Source organism: Sphingobacterium sp. SGR-19 (genome assembly GCF_011043555.1).
In the GTDB taxonomy this organism is placed as follows: Bacteria; Bacteroidota; Bacteroidia; order Sphingobacteriales; family Sphingobacteriaceae; genus Sphingobacterium.
In genome coordinates, this window is sequence record NZ_JAAKGS010000002.1 from 275740 (window position 1) to 292265 (window position 16526).

A 16526-nucleotide genomic window follows, 5' to 3' on the forward strand; every position below is an offset into this window, starting at 1 on the left:
ATGAAAAAATATATAATTGGATTATTAATAGGCAGTATGTTTGTTTCCTGTAAAGACTTTTTGGATGAACGGCAGGTCTCCAGTTTAACGCAGGATTTTTACAACGATGAAGGCGGATTGGAAGCCCTCATTAATGGACTGTATGTATATGCTAGAAATAAACACGAGTGGGACGGCAGTGGAGCCCGGCTTATTGAGACGGAAACGGATACGTATCAAACGGCTTCCGCGCCTGTAGCGCGGTACGCCAGTGCTGAATATGGTACCGATGTCAGCCGTATCGCAGGCAATATCAATAACTTTTTAGGTGAGGTAAATAGTAACTTTGCGGCTATGGGAGCCTATCCGCATATCAATAATTGTAACTTGGCCCTTGAGCAGATCGATCAGGTCGCACCCGGCAAATTTGGCTCTGATGAGACTTTTCGAAACAATAGAAAAGCAGAAGTCCGTTTTTTGCGTGCATGGGCCTATTATTTGGTTTCTAATCAGTTGGGAGATGTCCCTTTGCTGGTCAACGCAAGAAGAGAAGACGATGGTATTTATTATTATCCAAAAGCAAGCTTAGAGGATATTTATAAGCAGATCATTACCGATGTACGCTTTGCCTATGAGCAACTTCCGCCATTGCAATCGGATCGCGGCCGCATTACTAAGCTGGCAGCGGGACATTTTTTGGCTAAGGTTTACCTCAACCGCGCGCAGGCGGCGGGCTTTCAATCGAGTTCGGAACCTCATTTGAAGATGTTATATAAAGGTAACGTCAGCACAGATTTGGACTCCTGTATTTATTTTGCCAGCGAGGTGATTAACCTGGCCGGCGGAGAAGGGGGCCTTGCACCGGATTATTGGGCCTTGTTTGACCCGGCTGTCGCAGAGAAGAATCCGCATCCAGAAATTCTGTGGTCTGCGCAGTTTGACGTTAATCCAACTACCCATACGCGCTTTGGCAACAGATCGGTAAATTATCATACCGGTAACTATACCAATCAGTCGGGTGTGCAGCGATCCATGCTATACGGTCGACCATTTGGTACATTTAAACCTACCGATTGGGGGTATGACAACTTTAAAGACCGGATGTACGATTCGCGCTACAGTAAGACATTTCGTCACGAGTATATCAGCAATATGCCAAATGCTACCAGTAGTTCATATACTTGGAATGCAGCAGCAGCTAGTTGGTGGAATACCCATAAGCCAGCCGACGCACCTACGGTCTCAGCTGGTGAAAAACGTATTAAAGAAAATCAACGGGCTATTATTTATGTTGAAAATACAAAAGAAACCGCGCTCGACTCGGCCATGGTTTATAGCCAACCGTATCAGTTCATCGTTCGATGGGTTCGCTCTGCCGTGACAGGAAGATACTACTATCGACTATTTATTGATGGCTCTAATCTGGGACTCGCAACGGGAGCACCGGCTCCTTATCTTTCTTCAAAGAAACACGTGGATCCTTTGCGTGGAGGAAGTTCCGATGAATCTAATTTTAATAGCGAACAAGGTACCCGGGATGCGATTTTAATGCGTCTGGCGGAGACATTTTTAATTCGCGCCGAGGCTTATGGCCGTAAGGGCGACTACGGATTGGCAGTAGCGGATATCAATGTGATACGTAGGCGCGCTGCATTTAAGGCTGGGGAACCACGCCCCCAACCCCTTGTTGAATGGGAAGCCCAAGCGCAGGAGCTAACAGAAATCGAGCGGCAAGCACCCTACCAGAGTGTTTCCACAACATTTGATAAGATCATGGTGTCGCAAAACCATTTCACGCCGGGTACGCCGGAAGCTCAAAGAGAAAACTATATGCCGACTGTTACGTCAAAAGCAGACATGTTTGTCCATTTCGTCTATAACGAAAAAGCAAGGGAATTTTTATCGGAGGGACTAGCTTGGGAAGATTTACATAATGCCGGTATCCTGTATGAACGCACAGTGTATTATAACCAGATGGCCTCAGACCGGATGGGGCTGTGGCCCGTGGCGAGCAATACGGCAAACGGAAACGGTCAGGATGGAAACGGAAAAGGACAGATGCAGAAACACCATACATTTAGACCGTGGCCGAATGCTTTTTTAGTTCGGCTTACGGATCAAAATGGTACGCCGTTGGACGGAGCTGCTCGAAAAGCTTATCAAAATCCGGGATATTAATACCTCTTTTTCTGAGGGATTTTGGGCTGTCTCCTATCAAAGAGACGGCCCTTTTCATTATTGCTTAACAAAGTCTTCCATCCGACCGTCTTGGATAACATGTGCCGTGTACATGACCAGATCGATGATAGCAGGATGCCGCAGGTTGCCGCTTCAGAACAGGTGTAATATATTTGATATATAAAACAATTAAAAGCCGAAGTACTAACAATAAACAATAATTAGGAAGAAGAAAGCATATAAGATAAACTATACTAAAAACCGAAGAAATAATTAAATAACATGTTGCCCGAGCCGAGGCACGGATCTAAAACAGGATGATAAGGACATACTGACCTGGAGGACATTTGCGCTAACGACAGTGTGCAGACCTACACGGTAATGGCGTCAGCCAAACACGAAAACTAATCTACAGCAGTAGAACTTAAATTTTGATAAACCTATAAAACTATGGTATGCGTTTTTACAAATTAATCTTTTTATTGGGGCTGTTTACGGCATTTTGCCTAAGCTGTCGGAAAGAAGCTTTCGATGACTACTACAGCCGCCCGGACGATTTGGAATCACCGATATATACCCGCCTGGAGGAAGAAGGAAGATTTTCCCATTTCCGTCGGTTAATTGAAAAAGCGGGCTATATGCAGACGCTTAATCAGGCTGGATATTGGACACTTTTTGCACCAAATGACGACGCAGTCAGCCGCTTTTTGCAAGCGCACAACTATGCGACAGTAGAAGAAGTGCCGGATGCCGTTGCCGAACAGATCGTCCGATACGCCTTAGTCTATAATGCCTTCCAAACCAATCGTATTGCTGATTACCAGTCAAATTTGGGCTGGCAAGAAGGGATGGGATTCCGGAGGCGTACAGCTTATTATGATGGTTTCCGAAAAGAAAAAGTGAAGATTAATGGAACGGAAAGAGAAATCGTTGTTGGGGAGTCGAACCGAAATAATGTGACGGTAAACTTCGGAACACCCTACTATGTAGACGGCGACAACAATAATAAATATGTAACCTATTTCCACGAAAAGTATAGACAGTTTAATAGTCTCTCTGCTGATGATTATAGTTTCTTCCATCCATCCACGTCAGCGTCAAATTTTCACTTCATGGGCGGTTCCGTCGCTAAAGCCGATATTATTGCGGAAAACGGGGTAATACATGAAGTGGATGTAGTGACATTGCCGCGTCCGAGTTTGGATCAGTATCTGAAAGAGCATGATGAGTATAGTTTCTTTCGAGACTCTATCCTCAACCAGTTTTTCGTGACATACGAATATAGTCCTACGGCGAGTAAAACTTACGAATATCGGACAGGACAAGTAGAAGAGGTGTACATCAAAGTGTATGATCCATTGTTAGCCTTTTCGCCAAACAATGAGAACTTTCTCAAGGAGGAGGATAATGACGGACAGCAAGATGGCTATAGTATGTTCATCCCAACCAATGACGTCATAGAGCCCTGGATACGTAATGTGTTTCTGGAACATTACAAAACGTTGAATCGGGTACCCAAAGGCGTTATGGCGGATTTCATCAACACCATGTTATGGCAAAGTGCGGTATGGCCCAGTCAGTTCTCCACGAAAACCAACCTACACGAAGAACCGGCCCGCTTTACCAAAGCCGATATTACCGATAAACAAATGGTGAGCAACGGGTTCTTTTATGGGACAAGTAAGATACAGGAATCTGATTTGTTCAATACGGTATATCGACATGTGATTCTCGATCCCGAATACTCCCTGATGTTAATGTTGTTGGAGCGCGAACACAAACGGCTTGTTATCAATCCGGGAACGAATTTTACCTTGTTCTTGTTTTCCAACAGCTTGCTGAGCAGCTTGGGCTATTCCTACAACGAACGCTTGAGTGAATGGTCGTGGATAGACCGTAATGGAAATACAATGGGACATGGACAGACACAGACCCGTCTAGCGCGCTTGCTATATTCACATATCGTCGAAACCCCGAATGATGAACTAGCAAATATCAATAATACACAAGGCTTTATCCAAACAGGGGATCGGGCACTGCCAGGGGAATTTATCAAATGGAAAAACGGTCATATTTACGCAGCAGGCAATGAACGGTTACAAGAGCCTGTACACATTGTAGGAACAGCGAAATTTGGAAACAACGGACGTGTTTATTATGTAGACAATCTTTTGGAATTCTCGAATGAAACAGCGGGCGAAGCAATGGCTCGTATTGCCACGGAGAACCCGAATGTTAGCAAATTCTGGGAATACGTCTCAAAATCACCGCTCTACGTAGCAAACGACCGGGTGATAACCGGAGTAGCGGGGGGGAGCTCATATACCTTATTAATGCCGAATAACGACGCGGTACAACAGGCTATAGATGATGGTGTCTTACCAGCCGATCCAGCGACGGGAGATATCGTTGGTAAATTCCAGATAGAGCGTTTTATTAAATACCATATCTTGACCAATGTCAATGTTGCCCCTGACGGTAACCAAGATATTCTATCCGCTATTACGTTGATGAAAGACGAAAACGATGAATCGCTAACGGTCAATGTATCGAATGCCGTCGGTAACCTACGCTTTGTCGATAGAAAAGGGAGAACGGTGTCGACAGTTTATACGCCCGATCTATACTTGAGCGACCGCATTGTGTTACATGAACTGAACGGATACTTAAACTACAACAATTAATCCAAATTATGAGACAATTAACATATAGTTTTTCACTTTTGTTGTTTTGGATATGCTGTGTAGGGCAAACGGCGGTCGCGCAACACATTGTGCGCGGCAAAGTAATTGATGCCACATCCAAACAACCTTTGGCGGGTGTTACAGTTTCCGAACTGAGTGCCGACAATCGAACCGTGGCTGCGACAACCACGGATATAGAAGGTAACTATGCCCTAGCGGTTACTACAGCATTGAACCGCCTGAATTTTTCGTTTATCAGTTATAACGCGCAGGTCGTACGCATCAACAGCAGAAACCAGATCAACATGGAGTTGCGTACCAGTGATAGCCAGATTGAAGAAGTGGTTATCACCGGTGTCGGTGGAGCTCAACCTAATACCGGGTTGTTGAATATTTCCGCTCGGGATTTAACCACGGCTACAGCAACCATTAATGCGAGTGTATTACAGGACATGCAATCAAGCTCGATTGACGAAGCCCTGCAAGGACGCTTGCCAGGCGTTGATATTGCCGCCAATTCCGGCGATCCGGGATCTGGGATGTCAATCCGTATACGGGGTACCTCGTCCCTAAGCGGTAGTGCGGAGCCCTTGATTGTGGTCGACGGTATGCCCTATGAGACTGAAATTCCCGGTGATTTTAACTTTGGAGCAGCCGACGAAGACGCCTATGCCCAGTTACTGAATGTCGCTCCAGCGGATATAGAGACCATCTCGGTGTTAAAGGATGCTGCCGCAACCGCTATGTGGGGGGCAAGGGGCTCCAATGGCGTGCTGTTGATTACAACGAAGCGTGGAACGATGTCGAAGCCACGGATAGGGTACTCTTTCCGTGGCGCACTTTCCGCTGTGCCAAGTGCTATCCCGCTGCTCAGCGGCGATCAATATTCTTCGTTGATTCCGGAAATGTATATGAACCGAACGGGGCTTCCTTTGAACACATTAGCCAGTAAGGAGTTTCAATACGATCCAGGCGATGTTTATTACTATAACAATTACAGCCAGAATACAGACTGGATAAACGCGATCAACCAGACCGGTCTGTCAAACGACCATACCTTTTCTATACAGGGTGGAGGGGAGAAAGCAAGATATTATTCTTCGGTGAGTTACTTGGGACAGCGCGGCGTAACGGTCGGAACGGGTTTAAATCGAATTGCAGCCCGATTAAATTTAGATTACGACATATCGGAGCGCATTAAATTCCGTACCGATATCGCTTATACCCATACGGTAACTGATCGTAACTATGTCAACTCGAAAGATAATCAGGATAATATTCGCGGTGCGGCTTATATCAAAATGCCGAATATGAGTTTGTGGGAGTACGATCCGTATGGCAATCTGATGCCGGTGTATTTTTCGCCCGATCGGAATATCCAAGGGGCTTATCCTGGCACATATAACCCGGCGGCAATGGCCGAATATGCCTATAATAAACACATGGGCGAACGGATTACACCAACCTTTAATTTGCGTTATGAACTGATTAAAGGAATACTATTTTCTGATTTCAGTGTGATGTTCGATATGAATAACACACGGGTGAACAATTTCTTGCCGCAATTAGCAACCGGTAGACCGTATACGGAGACGGTGGTAAACCGTGCGGGGGAATCGGATCGCGATGATTTTCGAATTCAGACCAAGTCTAACCTGATTTATACGCCGAATCTGGGAGACAAGATGAAGCATGACCTGCAGATGTTATTTTCTTGGCAGACCGATGATTTTCGCGGGTTGAGTTACGAGTCAATGATTTCGAATACGGCCTCTACCTTATTGACTGATCCATCCAATCCTGGTCGGACACAGAACAACGAACTAGTGTTGCGAGGAGGAGAAGGACAATCGCGGTCGATTGGCGGTGTGTTTAGTACTCAATATAAATTCTTGGACCGTTATATCGTGAACGTGGGTATCCGTGGCGATGGAAATTCTAAATTTGGAGCCAATTATCGTTACGGCTATTTTCCGTCCATTTCTACACGTTGGCGCGTTTCGGGTGAACGCTTCATGGAACATCTGCCCTTTATTGATGAGCTAAGTTTCCGGGCAAGTTACGGGCATTCCGGGAAAGCACCCCGTTACGATTACCTCTTTTATAGTAATATCGTGAGCTATGACCAGACGTATTTGGATGAAGCAGGAACGGTTCCGGCGAATATGGCGTATAGAAATCTCAAATTCGAACGGGTAAAAGGTGCCAATGTGGGATTGAACCTGGAAATGTGGAAACGCCGTTTCCGTTTGGATATGGAGTTTTATCGCAACCGCACCACCGATATGCTATTCGATGACTTGGGCGTGCCCAATACCTCTGGATTTGAAAGTATTTGGTTGAATTACGGCGTGATGGACAATCAAGGATGGGAGCTGAATCTCCATGCAACTCCGTACCGTTCGAAAAACCTAATGGTCGATTTTGCTTTCAATATCGCTCGGAACCTGAATGTAGTCCGCGAAGTGCCGGAGTTTTTTGTGAACGAATCTGGAACAGGAACGGTGAATGGCGATTATAAGCGGTTTCTGCGGATTAATAATCCCATTGGTTCTTTTTACGGCTATCGGTACGAAGGGGTGTATTCCACATTAGAGGAAACTATTGCAAAAGATGGCAACGGACAGGCTATTTATGGTCCGGACGGCGAACCCGTGTATATGCGGTTTAATTACCCATATACAGATTACGTATTCCAACCGGGGGATGCAAAATATGCCGACATCAACAACGACGGCAGTATAGATGAGCGGGATATCGTTTATCTCGGCAATTCCAATCCGAAGTTTACCGGCGGATTCGGCCCATCGATTACGATTAAGAATAGTTTGCGGATTAACCTGTTTTTCAACTTCCGTCTAGGGTATGAAGCCATTAACGATGCATTGATGCACACCACAAAGATGACGAACTATGATAATCAGTCTACGGCCGTATTACGCCGCTGGCGGAAAGAGGGTGACGTGACGGATATGCCGCGTGCACTGATGGGTATGGGATATAACTGGTTGGGGTCGGACCGATATGTACAGGATGCGTCATTTCTGCGTTTCCGCTCGGCAACCGTTAGTTATACCTTTAATCGAGGCAGTATGATCGATCGTATAGGCATGAGTAATCTGCGTTTATACGTAACAGGCGAAAACTTCTATACTTGGACGCGTTACCTCGGACAGGATCCGGAAGTCAACATGCAGAGCGGTATCTTCGGTTTGGCACGAGACAACTCGCGCACACCACCAACGATGCGCTTTACATTCGGTTTATCGACAAGTTTTTAACCTAGAAGAAGATAGTGATGATACATATATTCAAAAAATCAATTTCCGTCCTAGCACTTGCCTTGCTGAGTTTCAGTTCCTGTAATAAATGGTTAGAGCTCAAGCCACAAGAGGGTGTAGTGGCCGAAGACTATTGGAAGACGAAAGAACAGGTACGGGCTGCGGTCAATGGACTGTATATATCCTTGATAACACCGATCTATGGCAATCGACACCTTAGTCAGGAGCTGTTTATGCATGCCGAGATCCGTACCGATATGGTCGATATCAGTACATTCGCTCCACAGACGTATACCGAATACCGTTTTGCCGATATGCTGCCAACCAATTTGTTCAGCAATTGGGGGATGTTCTATAAGATTATTAACTACTGCAATAACGTCATCGACAACGCGCCAGCCGTCAGAGAAGTTGATCCAACGTTTACACAAGCAGATCTAGATGCTTATGTAGGCGAGGCCTTGGCAATCCGGGCTTGGATGTATCTTAATTTGGCGCGTATCTGGGGTGATGTACCGATTAAGTTAACGTATACGGCGTCAGACGAAGATTTGGTGTCTATCGCGAAATCACCGCAGGCAGCAGTACTGCAAGCGGTAGTAGACGACTTGGTTCGTGCGGAACCGATGGTGCGTGAAACGTTTGGTAACAACGCTGCAGATAAAGGTAAAATAACCCGTTACGCGGTCAACGCGCTGCTGGCGGATGCCTATCTGTGGCAAGATGAATTTCAAAAAGCGGCAGATGCCTGCGATAAAATTATCGATGCCGGCATATATGAGCTGGTACCAGGCGATCCATCAACTTGGTTGAACCAGCTTTTTGGACAGGGTAACTCTGTCGAAGGCATTTTTGAATTGCAGTATGACCGGCAGCAACTGAATCCTTTTTATGCTTTATTCCGATTGAATGCCCTTTACACAGCCGGACAGCATGTATATGAAGATTTATTCCAATTTGATGCTGCGGATCCGACAAACTTTGACGTGCGCGGCGATCGGGGTGCGTTGTCAACCGCGACCAATATGATCTACAAGTACCATGGCCTAAACCGGACGCAGATCAAATCGCTGGAAGAATCCTATACACATTGGATGGTTTACCGCTACGCAGATGTACTCCTGATGAAAGCCGAGGCGCTAAATGGCCTGAACCGCGGACAGGAGGCTTTAGACTTAATTTACACGATTCGAGAACGTGGGAATGCCATGCAAGGCACCGATTTAGACCCCGCACCGGATGACCAGCAGGGCATCACCACGTTTATCGTCGAGGAACGTGCCCGGGAATTTGCGTACGAAGGAAAGCGTTGGTTTGATGTGCTGCGCAATGCGCGCCGGAATAATTACCAACGAATCGATTTGATTACTAGTATGGTCGTGAATTATGCACCGGCGGATCGGCAACAAGCCATGCTGGGCAAATACCGCGATGTCGATAGCCATTACCTTCCGATTTATTTTATTGAGATCCAACGTAGTGGCGGTGTACTGCAGCAAAACCCTTTTTATGGAAACTAAAGATATAACAGTGATGAAAGCGAGAAAGATATACCACATGACAGGTCTGCTGTTGCTGGCAGCGGTACTCTGGTTGCCATTTTCCTGTACAAAAGAGAATTTCACGGAGACAACGGATACCCGTCCGAATATCAGCCGCTTTTTAGCGGAACATGAAGACTACAACCTCTTTGCTGAAGCCATTAAGCTGGCGGGTGCATCTTCTTATTTGGATGCTTGGGGGACGTATACGGTTTTTGCACCCAATAACAGTGCCATGCAGAACTTTTTGCAAAGCGAGGGAAAAGGTAGCGTGGGTGATCTCTCGGAGAGCGACGTGAAGGATCTGGTTAACCTGCATATTGTGCAGGATACCGTTTCTACAGGGCAGTTTCGGGATGGCAAGATTCAGCGCAACTCTGTTTTTGGAATGTTTATCACCACAGGTGTACAAAATATTGACGGGGAATCTTATTTCGTCTTAAACAAGGAATCGAAGATTATTATGCCGAATATCCGGACGGGCAATGGCGTGGTACATGGTGTCGATAAAGTGTTTACGAAAGTAACGAACACGGTGATGGAGGAAATTGAAGCCGACCCGAACCTCAGTCTATTTGCGGAGGCCTTGCACCTAACTGGTCTGGATGCCTTGCTCAATCAACGGGTAGCGGAACAGTTTTTCTCTGTGCTTGCGGTGAGCAATACGGCTTTTGCCCAGCGGGGTTTCAACACGATACAAGATTTAGTCGACAAATACAGCCATACCGGAAATCCTAAAAATCCAGAAGATAGCTTGTATATGCACATGTCTTATCATGTCTTGCCGGATTTGAAGTATGTATCTGACCTGGCGTTTTCGAGTTCACATACCACGCAGGTGCCGCGGGAGGTACTCTTGGTCAAAGTAGACCGGGAGAAAATCATATTGAACGAAGAGGAATGGCTTGGGCAATTAGAAGAAGGAGCCGAAGTAGACCGGGAAGCCAGTGATAACACGACGGTAAACGGAGTGTTGCATTATATTAAAGACGATATCTATATTAAACAACGGCAACCTTTCCGTGTGGATTGGGATCCGGCAGATCAACCGGAGCTTAAAGTAGCTGGGGTGTATCGCCGGGGAGGATTAAGTATTCCAAAAGGTTATTTTCAAGATGTCACGTGGGGCGGAGCAGAAGGAGAGCAGTTGTGGTATAATGGTACGGCAAGTGGGAATATGGCAGGTGCGGCTTATGGAGATGTCCTTGAAGTTCGGATGAGAACCGCTTGGATTCCTTGGATTGAGTTTAAAACACCTGTTGTGGTGAGGGGACGCTATAAGGTTTGGGTAGGCTGGCGAACGATCTCTAACAATGGACGTGGGAATACTATCGACACATATATCAATGGTGTGAAACTATCGAGATCCATAGCTAATCAAGAATATAGAATACGAGACTTGCCAGAGCGTGAATTGGAAAGTTTGGGTTATAAAAAGCACATTAGCTATAACAGTAATAACTATAACTGTAAAATGGTGGGTATCGTCGATATCGACGTTACCGATAGGCAGATTCTACGTTTTGAAACTAGTACCAACCAGAATGCGAATTTTTTAGTTGATTTCATTCAATTTATCCCGATAGACCAAGAGCAAATCTATCCGCAGTTTGATACCGAGGGAAATGCCGTTTATCCGTAAAAGAAGAATAAGATACAAAAGCAAATTTTAAAATATTTATATTATGAAAGCAATATTTTTAACAATCGCATCTATATTATTATTGAGCAATATTAGCTTTGGGCAACGTATAGAGTGGTGGGTGGGTTCAAGTCCATATGTCACTTATTATGATGATTATACATTAATATTTGATACCGGCGATGGCATACTTTCTGGCCAATATGAGTTGCTCTCCGACGGACGTACAATAACGTATGAAGTTACTGTTAACCCTCCTACAGGAGCAGAAGTAACTGAATTTTATACCTATGCACTCTACGATATGCCTAATGCGGGGCCTAATTGGTGGGATATTTGGAACCAACCTCATACTATTCCTGGGCCGAAAACGTATTCAGGCAGTTTTTATCTTTCTGATACTGAACCTGTTTATTTTTTTCTCAGTAATGGATATAATACCATAGATGTTTCTCATTATTTCTATTTTTCTGGGGAATATCAACCCAATTAAATGATACCGTCGGTTTTGAACGGAATGAATGGTACTATTGATTCCTATAAGTATGAAATTAAGAAGATGATGAAAAAACACCATATATTAACACCAGTAATAGGACTCATCTGTATCCTATTACTGCAAGTCGGTTGCTCAGACCCCTGGGATGAACATGCCCGGGAGAACGAGGGGCTGACGAACGAGCCGCTATTGGAGCGATTGGATGAGGAATCTGAGGCGAGTGAATTTATGAAGTTGCTACACAGTTCGGGCGTAGACAAAGTATTGGATGGGAACAATGCCTATACGGTTTTTGTGCCCGACAACAATAGCGTGCAGGCGGTAGCTGCTTCGCTCCAAAATAATGCAGAAGCCTTAGAACGCTTTGTGAAAAACCATATTGCGGTATCTACCCATCGGTTGAATGCCTCGGCGGATACCGTTCGTCTGACCATGCTCAGCGGAAAAACCCTGGATTTCGTCAACAGCGAAATCGATGGTGTAGCTTTCAGCAAGACAAATCAGGCAGGTGCGGACGGGCTATACCACCTGATTACCGATGCCTTAACGCCGCGGCAGAGCTTGTGGGAATACCTAAACGAACACGCTGATGAAGCACAAAATGCCTTTATTCTAAGCCTCAACGCGTACAACTTGTACGATACAGCAGTTGTCGAAGATCCAGCAGATTATTATTTAAACAACGAGTTTTTGCGGAACGTCGGCGATATGCGGGACGAAAATCAACGTTTTACGTATTTTGTCTTGAAGGATGCGGATTTTACAGCAGACGCACAGCAGTTCCTGCCGTATATAAACTACCGGAACCATGCCGATTCCTCGTATGCGATCAGTCAGTACGAAATTGTAAAAGATCTGCTGTTTAAGCAGGCATATAGCAAGGAAAATTTACCGGCGATGCTGCTCAGCGCATCGGAAGTATCCTTCCCGGTGGATAAATCGGCGATTAGCCAATCGGTACGTTTGAGTAACGGCTGGGTGCATATTCTGGATAGATCGACGCTGCCCGTGGTCAATAAGTTGGTAGACACCTATGTGCAGGGAGAAGAACCATGGGGCTTTTCAGCCTCGGTCGCGGAAAGAACGTTCCACCGGGTACGCAAAGATCCGTTTGGCGAACTTTTTACCGATATCATGATCCAAAACCATGGGGTTTCCAGTCTGCAGGTGGCATATCAGACCCCCCGGATGTATAGCACAACTTATGATGTATACTGGCGAGCACTGAATGATGTACAGGCGAACGTATTCCAGCAGCAGGTAGGGATTTTCGAGTTTGATACGCGTCCGAGCGAAGATAATCCAGAGCAGGAAGTCAGAGAGCCCATTTATATATTTCCGTATACCAATGTAGAGCAAAATAATTATAGCGAGGTCTATTTGGGGGAATTTACTTTGGCAGACTATAACCGGATTGTACCTGTATTGCAAGGAGCAGCGACTACAGCAAATGGAAATAACACGTTGGTACTGGATTACTTACGCTTTGTGCCGAAACTAAAAACCAACTAAACCAATTAGATGATGCAATTGATATATAAACTATTTATCGGAAGTGCTGCATTAGCCACTTGCCTATCGAGCGGGTTGTTGCAGGCACGGTCGGTAGCACCGCCCGTAAAACTGGAGATAACAACGGGTTCCGTGCAAGAGTTAACGGTCTCTGGAACGGTCCGGGCAGCAGATAGTGGCGCCCCGGTAGTCGGCGCCAATGTGCAAGTGGTCGGATTCTCGGCAGCCATAACCGAAGACGACGGTACGTTTTCCCTTAAGCTACCCTCGGCGACGGCTAAAATAACCATCAATGCGCCCGGTTATCAGGAGAAAATCGTGTTTGCGAAAACCGGAGACTCGAATTTAGAGATTTGGTTGTATGAGGAAGGCTATAATCCTATCCGTCAGGAAGCGGTCTTGTTTAACGAAAAACAAAGCGTTCTGTCGCAGGTTGCGGCGGTGCAAACGGTCGATTTAGGGAAATACCAGTGGAAAGCGACTTCTAATGATAACACTGCACAATTTCTGCAAGGAAAAATTGCCGGCTTGAATGTAGTGCGTAATTCAGGTACAACCAATGCTGGTGCAAATCTGACCCTTCGGGGTATCAATTCGTTCTACGGTACATCCAAACCACTGCTGGTCGTGGACGGTGTCCTTTACGATGATGAGGATTATAGTGCGGAGCTACTCGCTAATTACAGCGAGTCGGGACTGGCGAACATCGATGTAAAAGATATCGATAACATATCCGTGTTAAAAGATGGTTCGGCACTATATGGTACCAAGGGTAGTAATGGAGTCATCTTTATTACAACCGCCCGCGCGAAAGAGCTCGCTACCCGGATTGATTTTCTAGCAACAACCGGATTCAATAACAAGCCGAAAAGCCTGCCGATGATGGATAGTAGAGGCTATAGGAGTTACTTGTCGGAATTGTTGAGTACGCAGGGTTTAGGAGCGGACTCTATAGCGCGGTTACCGTATTATAGGCTCGATGCGGAAAATACGGAGCGCTATAGCTACATGAATGAAACCGATTGGCAATCAGAAGTGATGGATCACAGCATAAACCAAAACTACTACCTGAAAGTAGCAGGGGGCGATAACATCGCACAGTATGCCCTGTCGGCGGGTTATACCAATGATCGGGGCGTGTTAAAATACGATAACCTGACCCGATACAACATGCGTTTGAATGGCGATCTCACCTTATCGGAGAAATTTACGGTGCAGAGCAATCTTTCTTTTTTCTACAATCGGCATGATATTCGAAACCAGGGTGTGGATTCCCATTCCAGTCCGTTATATCAGGCATTGATTAAATCACCGTTCTTGGCGCCTTATGGTTTTGATGGGCAAGGCAATATGTCACCGGTATTTGCCGATATCGATGTTTTCAGTCAGAGTAATCCCGCGGTGTTGGTCAGCGAGAACACCATAGGACAGAACCAAAGCTACCGCTTCGTCGGGAATCTTCATTTCAATTATCAGTTCAACGACCGTTATGCCTTGCGTACTGTAGCGGGATTAGTGTATGACAAAGGCCGTGAGAATTTTTTCTTACCGGAATTGGGGGTGTTTTCCGAAGATCAGCTTACTGCGGAGATACGAAACCAAGCGGGTATCCAGAACCGGAAACTTTTTGCGTTGTTTAATGATACGTACTTTACGGCAAACAATACGTTCGGAACAGATCACCGTTTAGGCAACCGGATAGGCTTTCGTGTACAACAGCGCAATGCAGAATATGATTATGGTCTGGCTTTTAATACAGCAAACGATAATTATGTGAATGTATCGGGGGGAAGCAATCTGCTACGCCAGATCCGGGGCGGATTTGGGAATGCCAACTGGTTAAACGTGTACACGTCGCACGATTACGCTTATAAGGAACGTTATATGGTAAGGTGGGATCTGGCTCTCGATGGTTCCTCACGTTTTGGCCCAGAAGCTAGTCAAGGTGCCCTGAAGCTCGGGAAAGATGCCTTTGCACTTAACACCGCACTCCATGCGGCTTGGATGGTTTCTGCCGAGGACTTCTTCCGTGCCGACGCTATCAACCTCTTTAAACTTCGTGCTTCCTATGGCGTATCAGGAAACGACGATATCGGTGACTATGCAGCCCGAACCTATTATATTTCTCAGAATTTTCTAGGCATACAGGGACTTATCCGGGGGAATATCGGAAACCCAGCGTTGCAATGGGAACGTGCTTTCAAAGCCAATTTGGGACTGGATCTATCGTTAGCCAAAGAACGGATAAATATATCGGTCGATTTATACAACCATCGCTTTAAGGATATGATTACCTATCAAGCCCTATCAGCACAGACAGGGATGGATTTGGCGTTTACCAATGGTGCATCGATGCAAAACAACGGTTTGGATCTGAACATCACCGGTCGTTTGATTAATAAACCGAATACCAAGTGGGATGTCGGTGTACAGTTGGCGACCTACCAGAATAAGGTATTGACAGTGCCGGGCGGCGCGTTTGAAACAACCTACTATGGGGCACGCATGATCACGGCGGAAGGTGGCGCAGCGAACCAATTCTATGGTCTGCAGAGCTATGGTGTATTTGCAACCGCACGTGATGCCGCGAATACCGGTTTGAGCAGACGAATGACGGATGGAAGTTTATTGCCATTTCAAGCAGGAGATGTACACTTTATAGATCAGAATGGCGATAATATCATTGACGAAAAGGATAGAGTGGTCATTGGTAATCCGAATCCAGACTGGTTTGGCTCATTGCATACGACATTCCGCTATAAGCGGTTTTCGATGCACGCGCTGTTTACCTATTCGTTGGGTAACGATGTTTACAACGCCACACGCCACCGTTTAGAAAATGTATCCTCCTACCATAACCAGAGTATCGCCGCCAATTACCGCTGGAAGGAGGAAGGACAACAGACGAATATGCCGAGAGCCAACTGGGGTGACCCACTCCACAATGCCGAGTTCTCCGATCGCTGGATAGAAGATGGCTCGTACCTGCGCTTGCGCACGATCAATTTTGGTTACCATGTACCGGTTAATCACGATATCCTAAAATCATTCGATGCTTTTCTGACGGTCAACAACTTGTTTACGGTATCTAACTATCTGGGTTACGACCCTGAATTTAGCGCCAACAGCTCGATCTATAGCCAAGGGATCGATATCGGGATGACGCCACAGTTCAGGACAATACAAGTGGGAATTAAGGCTGGGTTTTAA

Annotated in this window: 8 protein-coding genes; all 8 read left to right on the forward strand. The window is 45.8% G+C overall.

Going from position 1 to position 16526, the window contains the following annotated elements; genetic code table 11:
• A complete protein-coding gene (locus G5B43_RS04850) occupies window positions 1-2157 on the forward strand; it encodes a RagB/SusD family nutrient uptake outer membrane protein (RefSeq protein WP_165293590.1) in 2157 nt (718 codons plus the stop codon).
• Window positions 2158-2612: 455 nt separating this feature from the next.
• On the forward strand, window positions 2613-4841 hold the full coding sequence (locus G5B43_RS04855; protein WP_165293591.1) for a fasciclin domain-containing protein: 2229 nt from the start codon (window positions 2613-2615) through the stop codon (window positions 4839-4841).
• 8 nt (window positions 4842-4849) lie between these two features.
• Window positions 4850-8122, forward strand: coding sequence for a SusC/RagA family TonB-linked outer membrane protein (locus tag G5B43_RS04860; protein ID WP_165293592.1), 3273 nt, complete (start codon window positions 4850-4852; stop codon window positions 8120-8122).
• A gap of 17 nt (window positions 8123-8139) precedes the next feature.
• Window positions 8140-9642, forward strand: a complete 1503-nt coding sequence (locus G5B43_RS04865) for a RagB/SusD family nutrient uptake outer membrane protein (RefSeq protein ID WP_165293593.1) — start codon at window positions 8140-8142, stop codon at window positions 9640-9642.
• Window positions 9632-11305 carry a fasciclin domain-containing protein gene (locus G5B43_RS04870; protein WP_165293594.1) on the forward strand — a complete coding sequence of 558 codons (1674 nt, stop codon included), beginning with the start codon at window positions 9632-9634 and terminating at the stop codon, window positions 11303-11305. The genes G5B43_RS04865 and G5B43_RS04870 overlap by 11 nt, the downstream gene beginning before the upstream one ends.
• An 82-nt stretch (window positions 11306-11387) precedes the next feature.
• Window positions 11388-11798: a hypothetical protein gene (locus G5B43_RS04875; RefSeq protein WP_165293595.1), complete on the forward strand. Its 411-nt coding sequence runs from the start codon at window positions 11388-11390 to the stop codon at window positions 11796-11798.
• A complete protein-coding gene (locus G5B43_RS04880) occupies window positions 11799-13316 on the forward strand; it encodes a fasciclin domain-containing protein (RefSeq protein WP_165293596.1) in 1518 nt (505 codons plus the stop codon).
• 9 nt (window positions 13317-13325) lie between these two features.
• A complete protein-coding gene (locus G5B43_RS04885) occupies window positions 13326-16526 on the forward strand; it encodes a SusC/RagA family TonB-linked outer membrane protein (RefSeq protein ID WP_165293597.1) in 3201 nt (1066 codons plus the stop codon).

Coding starts and splice junctions, on each gene's coding strand:
- G5B43_RS04865 (WP_165293593.1), top strand. CDS start 8,140: ATGATACATATATTCAAAAAATCAATTTCCGTCCTAGCACTTGCCTTG.
- G5B43_RS04855 (WP_165293591.1), top strand. CDS start 2,613: ATGCGTTTTTACAAATTAATCTTTTTATTGGGGCTGTTTACGGCATTT.
- G5B43_RS04870 (WP_165293594.1), top strand. CDS start 9,632: ATGGAAACTAAAGATATAACAGTGATGAAAGCGAGAAAGATATACCAC.
- G5B43_RS04885 (WP_165293597.1), top strand. CDS start 13,326: ATGATGCAATTGATATATAAACTATTTATCGGAAGTGCTGCATTAGCC.
- G5B43_RS04850 (WP_165293590.1), top strand. CDS start 1: ATGAAAAAATATATAATTGGATTATTAATAGGCAGTATGTTTGTTTCC.
- G5B43_RS04860 (WP_165293592.1), top strand. CDS start 4,850: ATGAGACAATTAACATATAGTTTTTCACTTTTGTTGTTTTGGATATGC.
- G5B43_RS04880 (WP_165293596.1), top strand. CDS start 11,799: ATGATACCGTCGGTTTTGAACGGAATGAATGGTACTATTGATTCCTAT.